At 36.1% G+C, this 18435-nt stretch carries 15 protein-coding genes; 7 read left to right on the top strand and 8 right to left on the bottom strand.

From position 1 onward, the window contains the following. Positions 1 to 34 precede the first annotated feature (34 nt). Together ptsP and G6Q10_RS02170 are read right to left on the bottom strand one after the other, a co-directional pair. A complete protein-coding gene (ptsP, locus tag G6Q10_RS02175) occupies positions 35 to 1753 on the bottom strand; it encodes a phosphoenolpyruvate--protein phosphotransferase (RefSeq protein ID WP_163652399.1) in 1719 nt (572 codons plus the stop codon). Beyond that, the gene (locus tag G6Q10_RS02170; RefSeq protein ID WP_163652395.1) at positions 1753 to 2019 is read right to left on the bottom strand and encodes a phosphocarrier protein HPr; all 267 of its coding nucleotides are present in this window, start codon (positions 2017 to 2019) and stop codon (positions 1753 to 1755) included. The genes ptsP and G6Q10_RS02170 overlap by 1 nt, the downstream gene beginning before the upstream one ends. A 382-nt stretch (positions 2020 to 2401) precedes the next feature. On the opposite strand from G6Q10_RS02170, the gene G6Q10_RS02165 reads away from it, so the two are divergent. Further along, a complete protein-coding gene (locus tag G6Q10_RS02165) occupies positions 2402 to 2596 on the top strand; it encodes a DUF2187 family protein (protein WP_163652393.1) in 195 nt (64 codons plus the stop codon). 127 nt (positions 2597 to 2723) lie between these two features. Further along, positions 2724 to 4163 (top strand): phytoene desaturase family protein, encoded by a 1440-nt coding sequence (locus G6Q10_RS02160; RefSeq protein ID WP_163652391.1) that lies wholly within the window; start codon positions 2724 to 2726, stop codon positions 4161 to 4163. Between the two features lie 66 nt (positions 4164 to 4229). On the opposite strand, the gene G6Q10_RS02155 is transcribed toward G6Q10_RS02160, so the two are convergent. After that, complete coding sequence (locus tag G6Q10_RS02155) at positions 4230 to 5006, bottom strand: carotenoid biosynthesis protein (protein WP_163652389.1); 777 nt, start codon at positions 5004 to 5006, stop codon at positions 4230 to 4232. A gap of 186 nt (positions 5007 to 5192) precedes the next feature. Here G6Q10_RS02155 and G6Q10_RS02150 point away from each other — a divergent pair, with 186 nt between their 5' ends. The 4 genes from G6Q10_RS02150 to G6Q10_RS02135 all read left to right on the top strand — a co-directional run bounded on the left by G6Q10_RS02150 (position 5193) and on the right by G6Q10_RS02135 (position 10935). After that, positions 5193 to 5804 (top strand): CPBP family intramembrane glutamic endopeptidase, encoded by a 612-nt coding sequence (locus tag G6Q10_RS02150; RefSeq protein ID WP_163652387.1) that lies wholly within the window; start codon positions 5193 to 5195, stop codon positions 5802 to 5804. Positions 5805 to 6029: 225 nt separating this feature from the next. Continuing rightward, positions 6030 to 8207 (top strand): ATP-dependent Clp protease ATP-binding subunit, encoded by a 2178-nt coding sequence (locus G6Q10_RS02145; protein WP_163652385.1) that lies wholly within the window; start codon positions 6030 to 6032, stop codon positions 8205 to 8207. Positions 8208 to 8555: 348 nt separating this feature from the next. Further along, entirely contained in the window at positions 8556 to 9602 is a 1047-nt protein-coding gene (locus G6Q10_RS02140) for an acyltransferase family protein (protein ID WP_163652383.1), read from the top strand. 196 nt (positions 9603 to 9798) lie between these two features. Further along, a complete protein-coding gene (locus tag G6Q10_RS02135) occupies positions 9799 to 10935 on the top strand; it encodes a VanZ family protein (RefSeq protein ID WP_163652381.1) in 1137 nt (378 codons plus the stop codon). Between the two features lie 54 nt (positions 10936 to 10989). Here G6Q10_RS02135 and G6Q10_RS02130 read toward each other — a convergent pair whose 3' ends face one another. From G6Q10_RS02130 to G6Q10_RS02110, 5 genes are all read right to left on the bottom strand, one after another. Continuing rightward, a complete protein-coding gene (locus tag G6Q10_RS02130) occupies positions 10990 to 12327 on the bottom strand; it encodes a TrkH family potassium uptake protein (RefSeq protein ID WP_163655669.1) in 1338 nt (445 codons plus the stop codon). A gap of 13 nt (positions 12328 to 12340) precedes the next feature. Next, positions 12341 to 13123 (bottom strand): TerC family protein, encoded by a 783-nt coding sequence (locus G6Q10_RS02125; protein ID WP_163652379.1) that lies wholly within the window; start codon positions 13121 to 13123, stop codon positions 12341 to 12343. A gap of 278 nt (positions 13124 to 13401) precedes the next feature. Then, entirely contained in the window at positions 13402 to 14154 is a 753-nt protein-coding gene (locus tag G6Q10_RS02120; protein WP_163652377.1) for a TerC family protein, read from the bottom strand. A gap of 247 nt (positions 14155 to 14401) precedes the next feature. Further along, on the bottom strand, positions 14402 to 15970 hold the full coding sequence (locus G6Q10_RS02115) for a peptide chain release factor 3 (RefSeq protein WP_163652375.1): 1569 nt from the start codon (positions 15968 to 15970) through the stop codon (positions 14402 to 14404). A gap of 271 nt (positions 15971 to 16241) precedes the next feature. Beyond that, complete coding sequence (locus G6Q10_RS02110) at positions 16242 to 16712, bottom strand: glutathione peroxidase (RefSeq protein WP_163652373.1); 471 nt, start codon at positions 16710 to 16712, stop codon at positions 16242 to 16244. Positions 16713 to 16872: 160 nt separating this feature from the next. Here G6Q10_RS02110 and G6Q10_RS02105 point away from each other — a divergent pair, with 160 nt between their 5' ends. Continuing rightward, on the top strand, positions 16873 to 18348 hold the full coding sequence (locus tag G6Q10_RS02105; RefSeq protein WP_163652371.1) for an MDR family MFS transporter: 1476 nt from the start codon (positions 16873 to 16875) through the stop codon (positions 18346 to 18348). Positions 18349 to 18435 lie beyond the last annotated feature (87 nt).

The raw sequence follows: 18435 nt of genomic DNA, 5'->3' as shown, positions 1-18435 counted from the left end.
GAGATCACGCAGTTTTTCATTTGCTGATCATAAATTACTCAGCCGTATATTTATTAACCAAATCAACAACTTCTTCAGCTGTACCCTTTGTTAATGCTTCTTCAGCTAGTTTTGCCATTTCTGACTTATCTAAGCGCTTGATAAGTGAACGTGACTTAAGAATACTTGATGCACTCATTGAAAACTCATCTAGTCCCATACCAAGAAGAAGAGGAATTGCTGTTTGATCTCCTGCCATTTCGCCACACATACCAGTCCATTTGCCCTCTTTGTGTGATGCATTAATGACATTTTTGATCAATCTTAGAATAGATGGATTGTACGGCTGATAAAGGTAAGCAACACGTTCATTCATCCGATCCGCAGCCATCGTATATTGAATCAAATCGTTTGTTCCAATTGAGAAGAAATCTACTTCTTTTGCAAATTGATCAGCTAAAACTGCTGCTGCTGGAATTTCAATCATAATACCAAGTTCGATATCATCAGCGACTTTTGTGCCAGACGCAACTAATTTCTCTTTTTCGTCAAGTAAAATTGCTTTTGCTTGACGGAACTCGCCAATCGTAGCAATCATTGGAAACATGATTTTAAGCTTTCCATACACACTTGCACGAAGTAACGCACGTAACTGTGTACGGAACAACTCTTGATTAGCAAAACACAAACGAATAGCTCTGAACCCTAAGAATGGGTTCATCTCTTCTGGAAGCTCAAGGTAAGGAAGTGTTTTGTCTCCACCGATATCCAGTGTACGAACGACAACAGAACGATCTTTCATACCTTCCAAAACAGTTTTGTAGGCTTCAAATTGCTCTTCTTCTGTTGGGAAGTTGTCACGACCCATATACAAGAATTCAGTTCTATAAAGCCCTACTGCTTCACCACCATTTGCATTGACGCCTTCAAGATCATTTGGCGTACCAATATTAGCAGCAAGCTCAACATGAATACCATCTTTGGAAACTGTTTTCTCATGTTTTAGTTTTTCCCATTCTGCTTTTTGACGAGCAAAATCGGATTGAACTTGCTTGTAATGAGCGATTTGATCATCAGTTGGCTCAATAATTACATTTCCTTCAAGCCCATCGATAATGATCATTTGGTCATTTTTAACACTTGCTGTTACTTCTTTTGTACCAACAATGGCTGGAATCTCAAGGGAACGAGCCATAATGGCAGAATGGGACGTACGCCCACCAATATCTGTTACAAAACCTTTAACAAAATTGCGATTAAGTTGTGCTGTATCAGACGGTGTTAAATCTGCTGCAACAACAACAACTTCCTCATCAATTAATGCTGGATTTGGAATGGATACACCTAAAAGATGCGAAAGCACGCGTTTACGAACGTCTTTAATATCAGCTGCACGTTCACGCATATATTCGTTATCCATCGATTCAAACATGCCAATAAATGTATCTGTTGTTTCCTTAAGCGCAAATTCCGCATTTGATTTGCTTGATTTAATACTTTCTTCAATGGGTCCAAGTAATTCTGGATCATTTAAGACAAGTAAATGTGCATCAAAAATTTGAGCCTTATCTTCGCCAAGGCTAGCCGCCGCTTTATCGCGAATTGTTGCTAGTTCTTTTTTAGAAATTTCAACAGCACTATGAAAACGTTTAACTTCACTTTCTGCATCGGTTACAACCGACTTTTCAAAAGAAAGATCTGGTTCTACGAGCAGATAAGCTTTCGCAATGGCAATCCCATCAGATGCTGCGATACCTTTCAACTCTTTTGTCATTATTCAGCCAAGCCTTCTTTCTTAAGTACCTCAGTTAAGCCTGTAATTGCTTCTTTTTCATCGCTTCCCTCAGCATAAATGACAACCTCAGCATTTTGGCCAACGCCAAGAGACATAACACCCATGATAGATTTAAGGTTTACTTTTTTATCTGTGTATTCAAGTTGAACATCAGAAGTGTATTTACTTGCAGCCTGAACGAGTACTGTTGCCGGTCGTGCGTGAATTCCTGTTTCATCAATTATTTTAAAACTTGCTTGTTCCATAATTACATTCTCCTTTGTAGACCAAAATTTATTTTGACTTTTTCCACCAAAAAATTTTATTCAGCAAAAAAAGAATATCCTTCAATTAAACAGAGTAACATGTTTTTTTCATGGATACAACTATTTCTTGAGAATTTAGTGTAAAAAATCACTTACTTTCTATTTTAGCTGACCTTTTTTAAAAACGCAATGCCATCTTGTTATATGACTTATTTTATTTTAACTATTTCATTCATCTTTTATGGAAAAAACGCAAAATTTATGATATTATTTTAGAAGCCTTTAGTTGATTTTATTAACAAGATGGTGCAAACTAATATGAAAGCTCAAAGGTAAAGGCATTTCTTTTACAAATTTTTATAAATCATAAGGAGTGATAGCAATGGCAGACGTGCATGTTGGCGATATTATTGAATGCAAAAATGGCCATACAGGAATTGTAGAAAAGATAAATGAAAATTCCGTAATTGTTGTTCTAACCCGTACAGAAAATTTCGATCGCCTAGGAATTGAAGAAAAAACAGTCGTCAATCATCGAAATTACAAAATCATCCACTCATCTCAAAATGATCACTAAATAAAAAACAAGATTTTATAAGGAAAGAAATGATTTCTTTCCTTATAAATTGTATAAAGCGCTGATTCAAAAACTTTTCAGGCTTTTTTTAATTGCCAAAAGCAATAATACGAAAGGAGGCTCCCTTGTGACAACTAAGAAAGTAATTATCATCGGGGCTGGACCCGGTGGCCTAGCTGCTGCAATGCGCCTTATTTATCATGGTTATCAAGTAGAAATTTATGAAAAAAACAATCAAATTGGCGGCCGAACCGGTATATTAGAATTAGGGAATTATCGTTTTGACATCGGCCCTGCATCCATTACGATGCCACATGTCTTTACTGCACTTTTTATGGAATGTGGTTTAAATATTCGCGACTATATTAATTTTATACCCATTCAACCGACTTACGAACTCCATTTTGGCGATCTCAAATTTTCACCATCTGATAACCAAGCCACGATGCTACGTGAAATTAACAAAGCTTTCCCTGGAAATGAAGAAAATTACTTGAAATTCATGACTGATAATGCGAAAAAAATGCTTTTTATCACACCACTAAATGAATCTTCTTTTTCAAGTTTATTCGATTATTTTAAGCCCAATATGATTCGAGCGATTCCAAGTCTTCATATTGGACGTAATTTATCAGATGAAATTTCGCGTTATTTTTATGATAAACGTTTGCGTCTTGCTTTCTCCTTTCAAACGAAATACTTAGGAATGGCGCCAGAAGATACACCAGCTGCTTATAGTGTTATTCCCTTTGCTGAATATTATTACGGCACATACCACACAACAGGCGGCCAACATCTGTTAACAAAAACAATGGCCGATTATATCACGAATAGCGGTGGAAAAATCTTTTTAAACAGTAAAGTAACTGACTTTGAGATAAAAAATAGAACCATTCAATCAATGACCCTTTCAACTGGTGAAAAAATAACCGGTGATGCATTTTTCATTAATGGAGATTTTGCTTATTCCATGTTAAATCTTTTCAAAAATAAACGGCCATTTAAGAAAAAAAAGATTGAGGCAAGTAAATATTCAGCAAGTGGCTTTGTCATTTATTTAGGACTGGATAAACAGTTCCCAATTGCCCACCAAACCGTACTTTTTAAAAACACAGCAGAAGATAACATAATCCATATTACGAATCCTTCCCCAAATGATACTTCACTTGCTCCAATTGGGCATTCTAGTATTCGGATTATCGTTTATGTACCAAATAATAAAAGTGCGACCCCTTGGAATGATATCAAACAAACTTTCCGCGATAAAATAATGAAACAAGTACAAACAAAACTAGATTTACCTGATCTTGAAAACCATATTGTTTGCGAAAAAGTTATCACACCAATTGATTGGGAAAACGATTATCATCTTCACCTTGGCGCGCTTTTTGGAATGCAACAAACATTTAGTCAGCTAGGCCCTTTCCGCATGCCTAGCATGTTAAGCCGCCGCATGAAAAACGCCTATATCGTTGGCCGAGACGCTCACCCTGGTAGCTCACTTCCTACCATTCTAGAAGGAGCAGCCATTGCTACTAAATTATTTATGAAACGCATGAAAAAATAAGCAATACGCATTTCAGGTTTTTAAACTTTTCTAATAGATTAGAATCAACTTGTTAAATGCGTTTGCTTATTTTTTTCTATTTTTAGCTAAACTTAAATAATAGCCACTTGTAAAAAGTAGATTCGCAAATAAAGTAATAGCAATCGAAAACCATAAACCACCAAAAGATGATAAAAAGACAAAGAAAACAATAATGATCCAATAAACCGTAATAATTTCTGATTTTAAATCTGGATATTTCAAATTCTCCCAACGATTCGTTAAACTTAAAATAAAATAAATCATCAAGTGCAAAATAAGTCCAAGTGTCCACCAATTAACAAGATCCGATACTTGAATATCCGTAAACCCAAGATTCATTAAAAATAAGCGCTTAGCTTGAAGTAAAATGGGATCAATCAGAATTTCAAAAAACATGATCATCGTTGCACCAATAATCGCATAAATTCCACCGCGTATCCAATCAATGTTGATCTTAAGCGTTATCTCCCTAGCAATAATATGGGTTCCTGCGATAAGGCCTATCCAAATAAAAGCAAAAGTAATTGGCATGCCATTTAAGACCATTTCAAAACTCTCGCTAGCCGCATTTCCAGTATAACTAAGCTGCATCCATTCAATACAAAGTGTCACAACAAAAATTAAAATGGTAATCGCTAACCCCAGTCCCTTACCATACTGCATAATAAAAAAGACAGCTGCAAAAATTCCAGCAAAAATCAAGAATAAGGAATGAATACTTGTTAATTCCGGCCCCAAAATATGAAGTGAAGTGAGCAGCACACTTCCTAAAAACCAAAAAATATAAATCCATAGTAAAAATTTGTAGTTTTTTTCTAGCACTAAAAGCACTCCTTCTATTCAAACGAACTACGCTATTGATTATTATACCAGTTATCAGCCATAATCTCCTCTTTTTTTATAAAAATTACAACTTTAAACCGATTTAATCTATATTTGTTGCCAAAGTGAATTTTTTCATTTAAAGTACTTAGAGTAAGAAGTTTTTTATGTAGAGGAGTTATTCAATTGAAAAGCAGCAAGATAGATTTAAAATTAATTATCGGTCTTATTATTTCTGCCATCTTGATTTTCATTACATTTAATTATACAGAGAGCTTCTGGTATATATACGGAGCCAGTATGTTATTTTTACTTAGCTTCAGCATTTTTACTGTTGATTTGAAAAAAAGATATTCTTTTTTTGGCGGTCTTATTCCAGCCATTTTCTCAAGTGTTGTCTTATACATAATTTTTTATTTAGGCGCTTTACTGCTTAAAATCTTACCTTTTGGACTTGATAAATCCGTTCGTGCCGCTTTTAGTACATTCGCTACTGATTCTTGGCCGATTTGGCTTCTTCTCATTGTAGCGATTATCCCAGGTGAAGAAATTTTCTGGCGCGGATTTGTACTTAATCGATTATTAAAGTTAGTTAAACCTTGGCTCGCCATTGTAATAAGCACAGCGTTAATTACCATCCTTATAAGCTTTAGTGACAGTTTCGCTCTAATCATCAGCACGCTTATAGCTAATCTCTTTTGGAACTTGCTTTATCTTTACCGTCCAAGTCTACTGATGACTTATTTATCCCATGTATTATTCATTTTTTTACTGCTATCATTGTTGCCTATTTATTAAATAAGGAATTTTTTTCTGCTTTGAATTTAGATATAAAGCTGTGCTCGCGGTTTAAAGTGCACAGTTCTTTTTATGAAGTTTTAAAATGTGAACTCAAATAAAGTTTTTTGAGCAAAACACTTGAAAGTCAGAATAAGTCAAGTTATACTATAAACATAAGGTCAAAGATAGTCAAAGTCAAAAGACCTTTTACTATTTCTCAATTTTAAAGGAGGAATTTGACTTATGAAATGTCAAAACTGTCATCAAAATGAAGCTAGAATTCAATTATATATGAACGTCAATGGGCAACGTATAGAAATGCCTTTATGTGAAACTTGCTACGCCGAATTACGCAAACAAGGCCAAATGAATAGAAGTAGCTTTTCCGGAAACACTCCATTCGATGATCTATTTCGCCAACTAAGCGGGCAAAACGCAGCAAACCAAAATCAATTTGAACAATATAAAAATAGTCGTGTAAAAACGCAAGCTGGTGCTACAGGTAACGGCTTACTTGATGAGTACGGCACAAACTTAACTAATTTAGCCAAAAAAAATCAGCTTGATCCTGTTATTGGACGAGATGAAGAAATTAAACGTACCATTGAGATTTTAAATCGTCGTAACAAAAATAATCCTGTATTAATCGGTGAACCAGGTGTCGGTAAAACAGCCATTGCAGAAGGGCTAGCAAATGCAATCATGCAAGGAAACGTACCAAATAAACTACTAAATAGAGAAATTATCTTGCTTGATGTTGCCTCACTTGTTTCAGGAACGGGCATCCGTGGCCAATTTGAAGAGCGCATGAAACAATTAATCACTGAACTTAGTGAACGCAAAAATACGATTTTATTCATCGATGAAGTGCACACGATTGTAGGAGCTGGCTCTGCAGAAGGTTCAATGGATGCAGGCAATATTTTAAAACCAGCACTTGCTCGTGGTGAACTACAGTTGATCGGTGCAACCACGCTTTCTGAGTATCGCAAAATCGAAAAAGATGCTGCACTTGAACGTAGATTTCAACCCGTTATTGTCAACGAACCAAGCGAAGATACCACTTTAACTATTCTTAACGGTTTAAAAGACAACTATCAAGATTTTCATGAAGTCGTTTACTCCGATGAAAGTCTAAAAGCTGCCGTCACATTGAGTGCACGTTATATTCAAGATCGTCATTTACCTGATAAAGCCATTGATTTGATGGACGAAGTCGGCTCAAAATATAATTTGACCATCGAAATAATGGATGAAAAAACAGTAAATGAACGCTTAATGAGACTGGAAGAAGAAAAAAATACGGCATTAAAAAATGAAGATTACGAAAAAGCTGCCCATGTTCGTGATGAAATCACACGCCTCAACGAAAACAAAGCAAACAGCACCATTTCAGAACGACCAGTTATCCAAGCATCTGACATCCAAAAACTGATTGAAGAAAAAACGGGTATTCCAGTAGGACGTCTACAACAAGATGAACAATCCAAAATGAAAAATTTAGAATCCCATTTAAACACTAAAGTGATCGGGCAAAAAGATGCTGTAGAAAAAGTTGCAAAAGCCATTAGACGTAGCCGTGTAGGTCTAAAACAAAAGAATCGCCCTATTGGTTCATTCCTCTTTGTCGGCCCAACTGGTGTTGGAAAAACAGAGCTAGGGCGCACCCTTGCAAGTGAATTATTTGGTTCTGAAGAGGCAATGATTCGTCTTGATATGAGCGAATTTATGGAAAAACACAGTGTCTCTAAACTTATTGGTTCACCTCCAGGATATGTTGGTCACGAAGAAGCAGGGCAATTAACAGAAAAAGTTCGGCGCAATCCGTACAGCATCTTACTTCTTGACGAAATGGAAAAAGCACACCCAGATGTACAACATATGTTCCTTCAGATTCTAGAAGATGGGCGCCTAACTGATTCACAAGGAAGAACGATCAGTTTTAAAGAAACAGTGATCATTATGACAAGCAATGCTGGAACCGGAGAAAAAGAAGCAGCTGTTGGCTTTAATAAAGAAGCAAATGATGATCATTTGAGTTCCAGCTCATCACTTCTTGCACGCCTTGGCTATTACTTCAAGCCAGAGTTCTTAAATCGACTTGATAGCGTCATCGAGTTCCACAGCTTATCTCAAGAAGATCTGCTTGTTATTGTTGACTTAATGCTTGCTGATTTAAACGAAATCCTAGCAAATCAACAAATAGCAATTAACGTAACGAATGAAGTAAAAAGTAAACTCATCGAACAAGGATACGATGCTAAATTCGGAGCACGTCCACTTAGAAGAACGATCCAAGAACATTTAGAAGATCATATTGCTGATCTATTGATTGAAAAACCAAATGCTACAGTACTTGAAGCTGCCCTTGATCAAGATGGAAAAATTCAAGTAAGTGAGAAAGTTTCTGTACAAGCTTAAGAAAAACAGAGTAAATCTGGGAAATAAGATGACTCAGCTCGATTTTTAAGAAAATATGATTTAAAAAATCGAGCGTGAGTTCCCCATTTTGAACACAATAAATCGAGCGAAAGCGTTTGTATTTAAGTAGTTTGCCAGAATCCTGAAGCGGAACGTACGACTGTACGTGATGGCAATCCACTTAAATCACGAGCGCTTGTCGCCGATTTTTTTATCTCAAAGACTCACTCCGTTTTTCTAATGATTCCTATGTAATAAATTGTTAACAATCTGTCTGTTTATTGTCATCTTTTAGCGGGAATTTAATCATGCAATACTTATTTTATAAAGAAATTGTGTGGTGATCTAATGACGGTAAAAGTCGCAAAGGAACGAGATTATTATTTTGACAATGCCAAATTTATTTTAATCTTTTTTGTTGTATTTGGGCATTTAATGGAAACTTTTGTTGCTGATTATACAAGTGTTCATATCCTTTATCTGTCTATTTATACTTTTCATATGCCTACTTTTATTTTAATCTCTGGTTTTTTCGCAAAAGGATTTCGTAAACCTGGTTACTTAAGAAAAACGATTAAAAAGTTAATTTTACCCTATATCTTCTTCCAGCTTATTTACTCTATCTTTTATTATTTTCTACTTAACGAAGCGCATTTATCTGTTAAAATGCTTGACCCAGAATGGTCTCTTTGGTTTTTAATCAGTTTAGTTTTTTGGAACGTTATGTTACTAGCTTTTGCTAAATTAAAACCTATTATAGCGATCTTAATTGCCATTCTCATCGGTTTAACAGCAGGCTATTTTAACGAAATTGACGGTTTTTTAAGTCTTTCGCGTACATTTGTGTTTTTCCCATTCTTTTTAGTTGGTTTTTTCTTAACAACAGAGCATTTCAAGCTCGCGAAGCAAAATAAAGCAAAGATTATCGGTGGAATCATTGCTATTCTTATCGTCGCCTTTCTTATTGCCAATCCTTCATTAAATGCAGATTGGTTCTTTGGTTCTAAGCCCTATACTGACTTTGTTGCAGTAAAATGGTTTGGTCTTTTTATACGGATCATTGTTTACATGGTTAGTTTTGCAGCAATGATTGCCTTTTTCACTTTTGTGCCGAAAAGAAAATTATTTTTTACAAAGTGGGGGGAAAATACGCTCTATGTTTATTTATTACATGGCTTTTTCATTAAAGCCTTTCGTGAAGGAATGACAGCAAATACTGACTATACCGCGCAAACATTCGTGTTACTACTTGCTGTTTCGTTTGGCCTCACTGTTCTTTTATCAAGTCGTCTTATCACTACATTTTTACAACCTGTCATTGAGCTGAGAATATCAAAAATACGCGCCTTGATTAGCCGTTTAAAAGAAAAAATTCAGCCGCACGAAGGCTTTTAATGTTTAATTATGGTAAAATAAATGAGTCTCGGACATAAACGAGGTTTGCCAGCTCACGTACAGTCCGTGCGCTGGCAAACAAGCGTTTTCGCTCGATTTGTTGCGTTCGACATGTAGAACCTACTCCCTATTTTTTACATCTTTTTTTCTTAAAGTTTACTTAATTTAATATTACTTAAAGGAGCCTACTTATTCCATGTCTAATTATCTTCTACCGATCCAAACCGCAGCTATTATTTTTCCTATTTTAGCTTTTTTTCTAACACTACCATTTGCCATTTACTCTTATCGTAAATTCGGGGGCATTACCTTTATCCGTATTTTTGTTGTCTTTAGCTTTATTTTCTATTTATTGGCAGCTCTCTTCCTTACGATGTTGCCTCTTCCTGATCCAAAGGTTATTGCTCATACAAAAGCACCTACCCCACAGCTTGTTCCTTTTACGTTCATCCGTGATTTTATTAACCAATCTGGTTTTATTTGGAATGAGTCATCAACTTATTTACATACACTGACAAAGCATGTGTTTATTCAGCCATTATTTAATATCTTTTTATTTTTACCACTTGGTGTTTATTTACGTTATTATTTCCGTGTATCGCTCTTAAAAACGATCATCATTTCTTTTCTCATTTCACTATTCTTTGAAGTGACACAACTTACTGGAATTTATGGTCTCTATCCTCATGCTTATCGTTTATTTGATATTGATGATCTTCTGTTAAATACATCTGGTAGTATGATTGGCTTCTTGATGGCACCTCTTATCACATTCTTTCTACCAAGTAGGGAAAAAATTGATTTAAAAAGTTACATCCAGAGTAAACAGGTAAGTTATATCCGCCGCTTTTTCGCTTATCTCATTGATTGGTTTATCATAAACTTGCTGACAGAGTTACTTGAATCATTCAAAATTCTCCCATTCAATGCGTTAAAACTTTCTAAAAGTAATGATATCATGCAACTTGTTTGGTTATTTATTATGGTCCTACTTTATTTCATTGTTCTCCCAGCACTTACAAATGGCAAAACAATCGGTAAATGGATTGTCCACATTAAAATCGTTCAGCAAAATGGCAATAAAGCTACATTTAAACAGCTTTTAGTACGTTATAGTTTACTTTATTACGCTGTTTTTGGCTTACTTTATATTATTCAAATCGAATTAATGCTAAATAATGCAACAAAACAAATCCAATTGATTCTATTTATTCTTTCATTCGGTATAATCGCGTTATTCTTACTTCACCTTTTTATCAATATCATTTTACGTGATCGAACCCTTTTTTATGAAAAAATAAGCCATACAATGAATCAAAGCACCTTTAAATAAAACGGAAAAAACGTTTCAAAGCTTTCTCCATGTGTAGAAGCTTTGAAACGTTTTTTAACCTGTAATCATTTTTTCTTTTGGTAGACGAATCGCATTTTTACGCTGGTGTTTGCTTCGTAGACTTAGCATGGCATACATAATACCAATACGCCCAATAAACATCAGGATAATGATCACAATTTTACCCGCAGTGCTAAGATTTTCAGACAAACCTAGTGAAAGACCACATGTTCCAAAGGCCGAGAATACCTCAAAAATAACAGAAATGAGTGTAGCCGTTCTTTCAGTTTGCATTAAAATCATAACAGAAGTAAAACATAAAACTGTGGCAAAAAGCGTCACAGCTAATGACTTCCTGACATCTTCTTTAAAGACTTCTCTACCAAATATATAAATATGGTTACGCCCTCGAATCACCGAATAAAGGAACAAGATCGTGATCGCAAACGTCGTCGTTCGAATCCCACCTCCAACTGAACTAGGTGAAGCTCCGATAAACATTAAGAAAGAAACAAACAGCAAAGTTGGAATGGAAAGTGCCCTACTATCAATTGTCTGGAGTCCAGCACTTCTTGAAGTTGCCGAAAGAAACATCGAATTAAAAAAGCCTTCACTTAAACTAGAATGCTTGAAAAAATGGTTGAATTCCATCCCCCAGATTAAAAGCCCCCCACCAATTAGGAGCACGACATAAGTAACCGTCGTCACTTTCACAAATAATGAAAAGCGGAAGGGAATGAGCGCATTTCTTTCAAATAAAAAACGTCTCGTTTCAAGCAACACAGGAAAACCAATCCCACCTGCAACAATAAGTAAAATAGAAATAACTTGAACAAAATAGTCATTCACAAATGGCGTCAAGGAGGCTCCAGTAATATCAACACCTGCATTCGTTACAAGCGAAACAGAATTATAAATTCCTTGAAACATCGCTTCACCAAAGGTTGGATAAAACGGAATAAAATAAAGCCCTAAAATCACCGCGCCAATCACTTCAATCCCAATAATTAAAATAAGGATTTCGCGTAACATTCGAACCATACCACTCATCGTATATTGATTGGTATCGGTCATAATAAGCTGACGTTGCTTTAAACCAATTCTTCGTCGCAAAATTAAATAGAAGAACGTACTAAGCATCATGACACCTAAACCACCAAGCTGAAAAATGATAATTAATACCCAAATCCCCGCTGTACTATAAGAATGACCGATATCAAACGTTGCAAGCCCAGTCACACTAACTGAACTAGCAGCAGTGAAGAGTGTATCAATAAATGAAATGTGAAACCCTGGCTTCTTCGTAAATGGCAAGCTTAAAAGAATGGTTGAAATTGTCACCGCAAAAAAATAATACGTAATAATCAGCTGTATAGGCGACATCCGTCCCAAAAGAATGCGTATTTTATCTTTTATTTTTTGATTTTCGAGATAAAGTTTTCTTTTTCCTTGCAATGATATAACCACCTAAACCTAATATTATCATAACGGACCAAAAGATTAGTTTCCAAGCAGTAGATTCTGGAAAGCTTTCTGGTAAAATATGAACAGCTGGATGTGCAAGCGTATAAATAATCAGTTTAACGCCTACCCAGCCAACAATTAAAAAAGCAGCTGTTTCGAGAGTTGGATAGCGTTCGAGTAATTTCACAACTTGTGTGGCTGCAAATCGAATGACAACAAGACCAACAAGACCACCTAAAAACATGACAGTAAACTGACCACCATTCATACCGCCAATATCAAAATCTCCTAAATTTGGTAACGTCATAGCAAGCGCAAGAGCAGCAAGCATCGAGTCAAGCGCAAAAGCAATATCAGTTAATTCAACGCGCAGGACCGTACCCCAGAAAGAAGTTGTTTTTACATTCTCAACCTCTTTTTCACTATGACTGTCTTTACCCTTTCTCAAATCCCAGACATGTTTCCCAGATAAATAAAGCAAGTAAAGCGCACCAATCGCTTGAATTTCCCAAACTTTAACTAAAAATGAAATGACAAATAATGCAATAAAACGAAAAACAAATGCGCCCACTAAACCATAAAACAGTGCCTTTCTCTGCTTGTCATGTGGTAAGTGCTTTACAATAACCGCCATAACTACGGCATTATCTGCTGAAAGTACTCCTTCTAAAACAATAAGTACCATAAAAACCCAAGCATATTCAGCCAAAATTGATACATCCATCTCCTTGCTTCCCACCTTTCCCTTTACTTTACCACACTATCTTTAGAACTGCATCAGTTTTTCACTACAGAAAAATAGTTTGGAACATCACACGATTCAGCGATCTATTTTTCAAGAAAATGTGATTTAAAAAATAGCGCATAAATGCGATGTTTTGAACACAACAAACTGAGCGAAAGCGTTTGTATTGGAAAGGTTTGCCAGATTTCTGATTTCTGGCAAACCTCTTAAATTGCGAGCGCTTGTCGCCGATTTATCTTGAACTCTAATCTACGTCCTTACTCTTTTGGCTTACGATAAGAAACGAACCAACCAAAAATAATAATTAAAAGCAGCACACCCCAGAAAATGAGCTTCCATAAAGTGGATTCTGGAAAACTATGCGGGATGATACCCAGACTTTTATGTGCAAGTGTATAAACAACAAGCTTAATGCCAACCCAGCCAACGATTAAAAAAGCAGCTGTTTCAAGCGATGGATAAGCCTTTAACAATTTAACAAACTGTGTTGCAGCGAAGCGAATAATGATTAAACCAATTAAGCCACCTAAAAACATCACAGCAAATTGACCTGTATCAATTCCTCCAATATGGCCAAACCCTGTTTTAGGCAATGTAATCGCAAGTGCTACAGCCGCAAGCATTGAATCGATTGCAAAAGCAACATCTGCAACTTCGACTTTAAAAACAGTCATCCAAAAACCTGATCCCTTTTTTTCTTTCCCTTCCTCTTTATGTTCAGTATACTTTAAATGTCGTACAATATGACTGATTGAAATATATAATAAATAGGCCGCTCCTAGTGCCTGTACTTGCCATACATTTGCCAAAAATGAAATTAAAAATAAAGCGGCAAAACGAAAGACGAAAGCACCTAACAGACCGTAAAAAAGAGCTCGCTTTTGCTGTTTCTCTGGTAAATGTTTAACCATTATTGCCATAACAACTGCGTTATCAGCTGCTAAAATCCCTTCCAAACCGATTAATACAAGTAACACCCAAGCATATTCAAATAACATTGATGTATCCATTTTATTCCTCCTCACTCCTTTTAACATGGAGATCTCCACTAAAAAAGCGAGACCTCACCCTAAAACGGGCAAAGGTCTCGCTGACATTTAAATAAATGCGATAAAACCGATGGCAAAACCACGTAATGACGACTTTATCCTGACTATCGCTAGCCAGTGCTACTCCCCTTTGACATTGTCAAAAGAATATTAAATTTAATACAAAAATCATACCATAATAATGAGCCTCACGTCAATTTGAAAAAATTTAAAGTAAAGCAGTTAACTCAATATCAGGATTTTTATCACAGAACCAATTAATCGCGAATTGATTTTCAAAAAGGAAAAGCGGCTGATTAAAGCGATCTTTAACAAGCATACTTCTAGGAGTAGACAGCTTTTCATCAACATCTTCCACTCGAATCCAACGAGCAATTTTTTTACCAATTGGTTCCATAATAATTTCGGAATTATACTCATTACGCATGCGATGTTCAAACACTTCAAATTGAAGCTGTCCAACAGCGCCAATAATATAATCTTCCGTACGCCACGTTTTAAATAGTTGAATGGCACCTTCTTGGACAAGCTGGCCGACACCTTTATGGAAGTGTTTTTGTTTCATTACATTTTTAGCAGAAACACGCATGAATAATTCTGGTGTAAACTGCGGTAAGTCTTCAAAAGCTAAGTTCTTGCTTCCACTTGAAATGGTATCCCCAATTTGATAATTTCCGGTATCATATAGACCAATAATATCCCCTGCAACCGCCCGCGTCACGATTTCACGGTCATCCGCCATGAACTGTGTGGAGTTACTTAATTTCATTTGTTTTCCTGTACGCGTAAGTGTCACATTAATCCCACGCTCAAACTCGCCAGAACAAATTCTTACAAAAGCAATTCGATCTCGGTGTGCTGGATTCATATTCGCTTGAATTTTAAAAATAAAACCTGAAAAAGCTGGGTCCTCTGGCTTGATATCGCCTTCATTTGACAGATGATGTGCTGGAGATGGGGCAAACTCGACAAATGTTTTCAAGAATGTTTCCACTCCAAAATTCGTTAATGCACTGCCAAAAAATACGGGTGTTAGTTCTCCAGCAGCAATTCGTTCATGACTGAACTCATTTCCAGCCTCATCAAGCAACATGATCTCATCAAGCGCTTGCGTATAGTAACTTGAATCTTGTAATTTATGCGCTTCTTTCAAATCCCCATTTTCTCCAAGTGGCAAGAAAGTTTCTTCTTTTGGAACACGATATTGTTCTACTACACGATGATAACGGTCATATAGCCCCGCTAGTTCTTTTCCCATACCAATGGGCCAGTTCATTGGATAAGATTGGATGCCTAATACTTCTTCAAGCTCGGCTAAAAGCTCAAGTGGCGCTTTCCCCTGGCGATCCATTTTATTCATAAATGTAAAGATAGGGATCCCACGCATCCGACAAACTTTGAATAATTTGATCGTTTGCGCTTCAATTCCTTTAGCTGAATCAATCACCATAAGCGCAGCATCAACAGCCATCAATGTCCGGTAAGTATCTTCACTAAAATCAGAGTGTCCTGGCGTATCTAAAATATTAATACGAAATTGATCGTAATCAAATTGCATCACTGAACTTGTAACAGAAATTCCCCTTTGTTTTTCAATTTCCATCCAATCACTAGTTGCAAACTTTCCTGTTTTTTTCCCTTTTACAGTTCCTGCTGATCGAATCGCACCGCCAAACAACAACAACTGCTCAGTAATCGTTGTTTTCCCGGCATCCGGGTGGGAAATAATAGCAAATGTTTTGCGCGATGCAACTTCTTTTTGCAAATTCTGACTCATTTTCATTTCCTCCTACATTTTTTCACGTTGTATAAGTATAACACAATCTGCCTATTGTTTGGAGCTTTTTTTAGGTGTCAAAGTTGTTAAATGAATAAATAGCTTAGAGCTTGGGACATCATACGATTCAGTTCTATTTTTTAAATCGAACTTGCTCAAAAAAAAAAGTTTGCCAGAATCCGGAAGCAAAGCGTACAGCTGTACATGAGAACCGGAAAACTGGCAAACCTCTCCAATGGCGAGTACTTATCGCCAATTTATTATAAACAAACTATTCTGGCAAGTGCTGACTAATTTCAGCTTCAATATCTTCTGGTTTTGTCTTAGAAGAAAAACGTTCAATGATCTTGCCATTTTCATCGATTAGAAATTTAGCAAAATTCCATTCGATTTTCTTTCCGCCTGTTTGCTCAACAAGATATTTATAAAGCGGTGTTGCGTCTTTCCCCTTTACTTTGATTTTCTGAAACATTGGAAAAGTTACGCCATAATTGATTTGACAGAATTCCATAATTTCCTCATTTGTGCCTGGATCTTGATGTAAAAATTGGTTACATGGAAAGCCAAGGATCACAAAGTTTTTGTCTTTATATTTTTCATAAAGTGCTTCTAGACCTTTAAGTTGTGGAGTTAAGCCACATTTACTTGCTGTATTTACAATCAATATTGCTTTTCCAGCATATTCTTTTAACGAGATTTCCTTACCATCCATCTTAACCTCAATAAAATCGTGAACATTCATGTCCATTCCTCCTTGACCATTTTGATAACAAATATCGTTTCTTTTGGAATTACCGTTCAATTTTTATTATAACGCGGAAAAGGGGATTTGAGTAAAGAAACAGCTTACAAATAAAGAGAGAATATGCTATAATTCGGTTTGGTATGAAGGAGGAATTATTTTGAAGCATACAAACGTAAAAGCTGTTACTATTGCCGTGTTTACAGCCACATTCATGGCAGCAATTGAAGGTACAATTGTTAGTACTGCAATGCCTACAATCGTTAGCCAACTAAATGGCATCGAATTGATGAATTGGATTTTCTCTATTTTTTTACTAACTTCTGCCGTAACAGTTCCAATTTATGGTAAGCTTTCTGACCTTTATGGTCGTAAACTCATTTTTGTAATTGCAGCACTTATTTTTATTATCGGATCATCTTTATGTGGCTTTGCTCAAAATATGGAGCAATTAATTATTTTCCGAGCCATCCAAGGTATTGGTGCTGGGGGGATTTTACCTTCAACAATGACTATTATTGCTGATATTTATCCTTTTGAAAAGCGCGCTCGTGTCATTGGCTTTATGGGATCTGCTTGGGGGATTGCTGGGGTTTTTGGTCCGCTTTTAGGCGGCTTTTTAGTTGATCAGCTTTCTTGGCATTGGATCTTCTTTATTAATGTTCCAGTTGGGATTATTACGATTTTCTTAATTTGGGTTTATTTAAAAGAAGATATTCATCATGCGCGCTTACCGATCGATTATCTTGGAGCGATTCTTTTCACAACGGCATTACTTACATTATTATTTGCTTTTCAGCGTGCAGGTGAAACGTTTAATTGGCTAGAACCACTTGTACTACTTTTATTATTTACTTCGATTATCTTGTTTGTTTGTTTTTATTTTGCCGAAAAAAAGGCACCGGATCCTATTATTCCGTTTGTTCTATTTAAAGAACCGGTTGTTTTAATCGGAAATTTAATTAGTTTCTTTACCAGCGCCTTTTTAATTGGTCTTAATGTGTATGTTCCAATGTGGGCACAAGGAATGTTAGGGTACGGCGCAACCATTGCTGGATTCATGCTAGCACCGCTTTCAGTTGCTTGGATTACCGCTTCTTTTATTAGTGGACGATGGTTAAACAAACTTGGAACGCGGCGAACAGTGGGAATTGGTAGTCTGCTTGTGATAGTAGGTGCACTGATCCTTGTCCTTTTACCGCAAAAAACACCTAGCATTTCTTTTTACTTCGTTAATCTTGTTATTGGTTTTGGCTTTGGTGTTATCTTTACAACAACTACCGTTACGGTGCAAGCAGCCGTTTCAAGAGATAAGACTGGTGTCGCTACAGCTTCGAACGCACTTTTTAGAACAGTTGGGCAAACCATTGGTGTTGCGGTTTTAGGCACCATCTTTAACTCTATCTTATCCACGCAATTTAATGCAGCTAATGATAGTGGCGTTACTAGAAAAAACCTAAATTTATTAATTAGCCCAAAAACAGCAACTGAAGTCGATACAAGTTTGTTCGAGCCCATAAGAAATATCTTATATCACGGATTAAATCTTGTATTCTTAGTCATGCTTCTCATTGGAATTATCAGTTATATTTGCCACTTTATTTTACCAAAAATGGTAGCAAATAATAAAGAATAGCAAAAAATCCAAGGCATCATGCGACTCAAACTCTATTTTTCAAGAAAGTATGATTTTAAAAAAGCTGCATAGACGCTACATGTTGAA

The sequence above is a fragment of the Listeria sp. PSOL-1 genome (assembly GCF_902806445.1).
In the GTDB taxonomy this organism is placed as follows: domain Bacteria; phylum Bacillota; class Bacilli; order Lactobacillales; family Listeriaceae; genus Listeria.
Note: the sequence above shows the minus strand (reverse complement) of the source record. Positions and strands in the feature narration are given on the sequence as shown.

Bases quoted from the DNA above. Each gene is read 5' to 3' on its own strand.
- ptsP (WP_163652399.1), bottom strand. From the start codon at position 1,753: ATGACAAAAGAGTTGAAAGGTATCGCAGCATCTGATGGGATTGCCATT.
- G6Q10_RS02125 (WP_163652379.1), bottom strand. From the start codon at position 13,123: ATGGATGTATCAATTTTGGCTGAATATGCTTGGGTTTTTATGGTACTT.
- G6Q10_RS02135 (WP_163652381.1), top strand. From the start codon at position 9,799: ATGTCTAATTATCTTCTACCGATCCAAACCGCAGCTATTATTTTTCCT.
- G6Q10_RS02120 (WP_163652377.1), bottom strand. From the start codon at position 14,154: ATGGATACATCAATGTTATTTGAATATGCTTGGGTGTTACTTGTATTA.
- G6Q10_RS02165 (WP_163652393.1), top strand. From the start codon at position 2,402: ATGGCAGACGTGCATGTTGGCGATATTATTGAATGCAAAAATGGCCAT.
- G6Q10_RS02110 (WP_163652373.1), bottom strand. From the start codon at position 16,712: ATGAATGTTCACGATTTTATTGAGGTTAAGATGGATGGTAAGGAAATC.
- G6Q10_RS02140 (WP_163652383.1), top strand. From the start codon at position 8,556: ATGACGGTAAAAGTCGCAAAGGAACGAGATTATTATTTTGACAATGCC.
- G6Q10_RS02145 (WP_163652385.1), top strand. From the start codon at position 6,030: ATGAAATGTCAAAACTGTCATCAAAATGAAGCTAGAATTCAATTATAT.
- G6Q10_RS02115 (WP_163652375.1), bottom strand. From the start codon at position 15,970: ATGAGTCAGAATTTGCAAAAAGAAGTTGCATCGCGCAAAACATTTGCT.
- G6Q10_RS02170 (WP_163652395.1), bottom strand. From the start codon at position 2,019: ATGGAACAAGCAAGTTTTAAAATAATTGATGAAACAGGAATTCACGCA.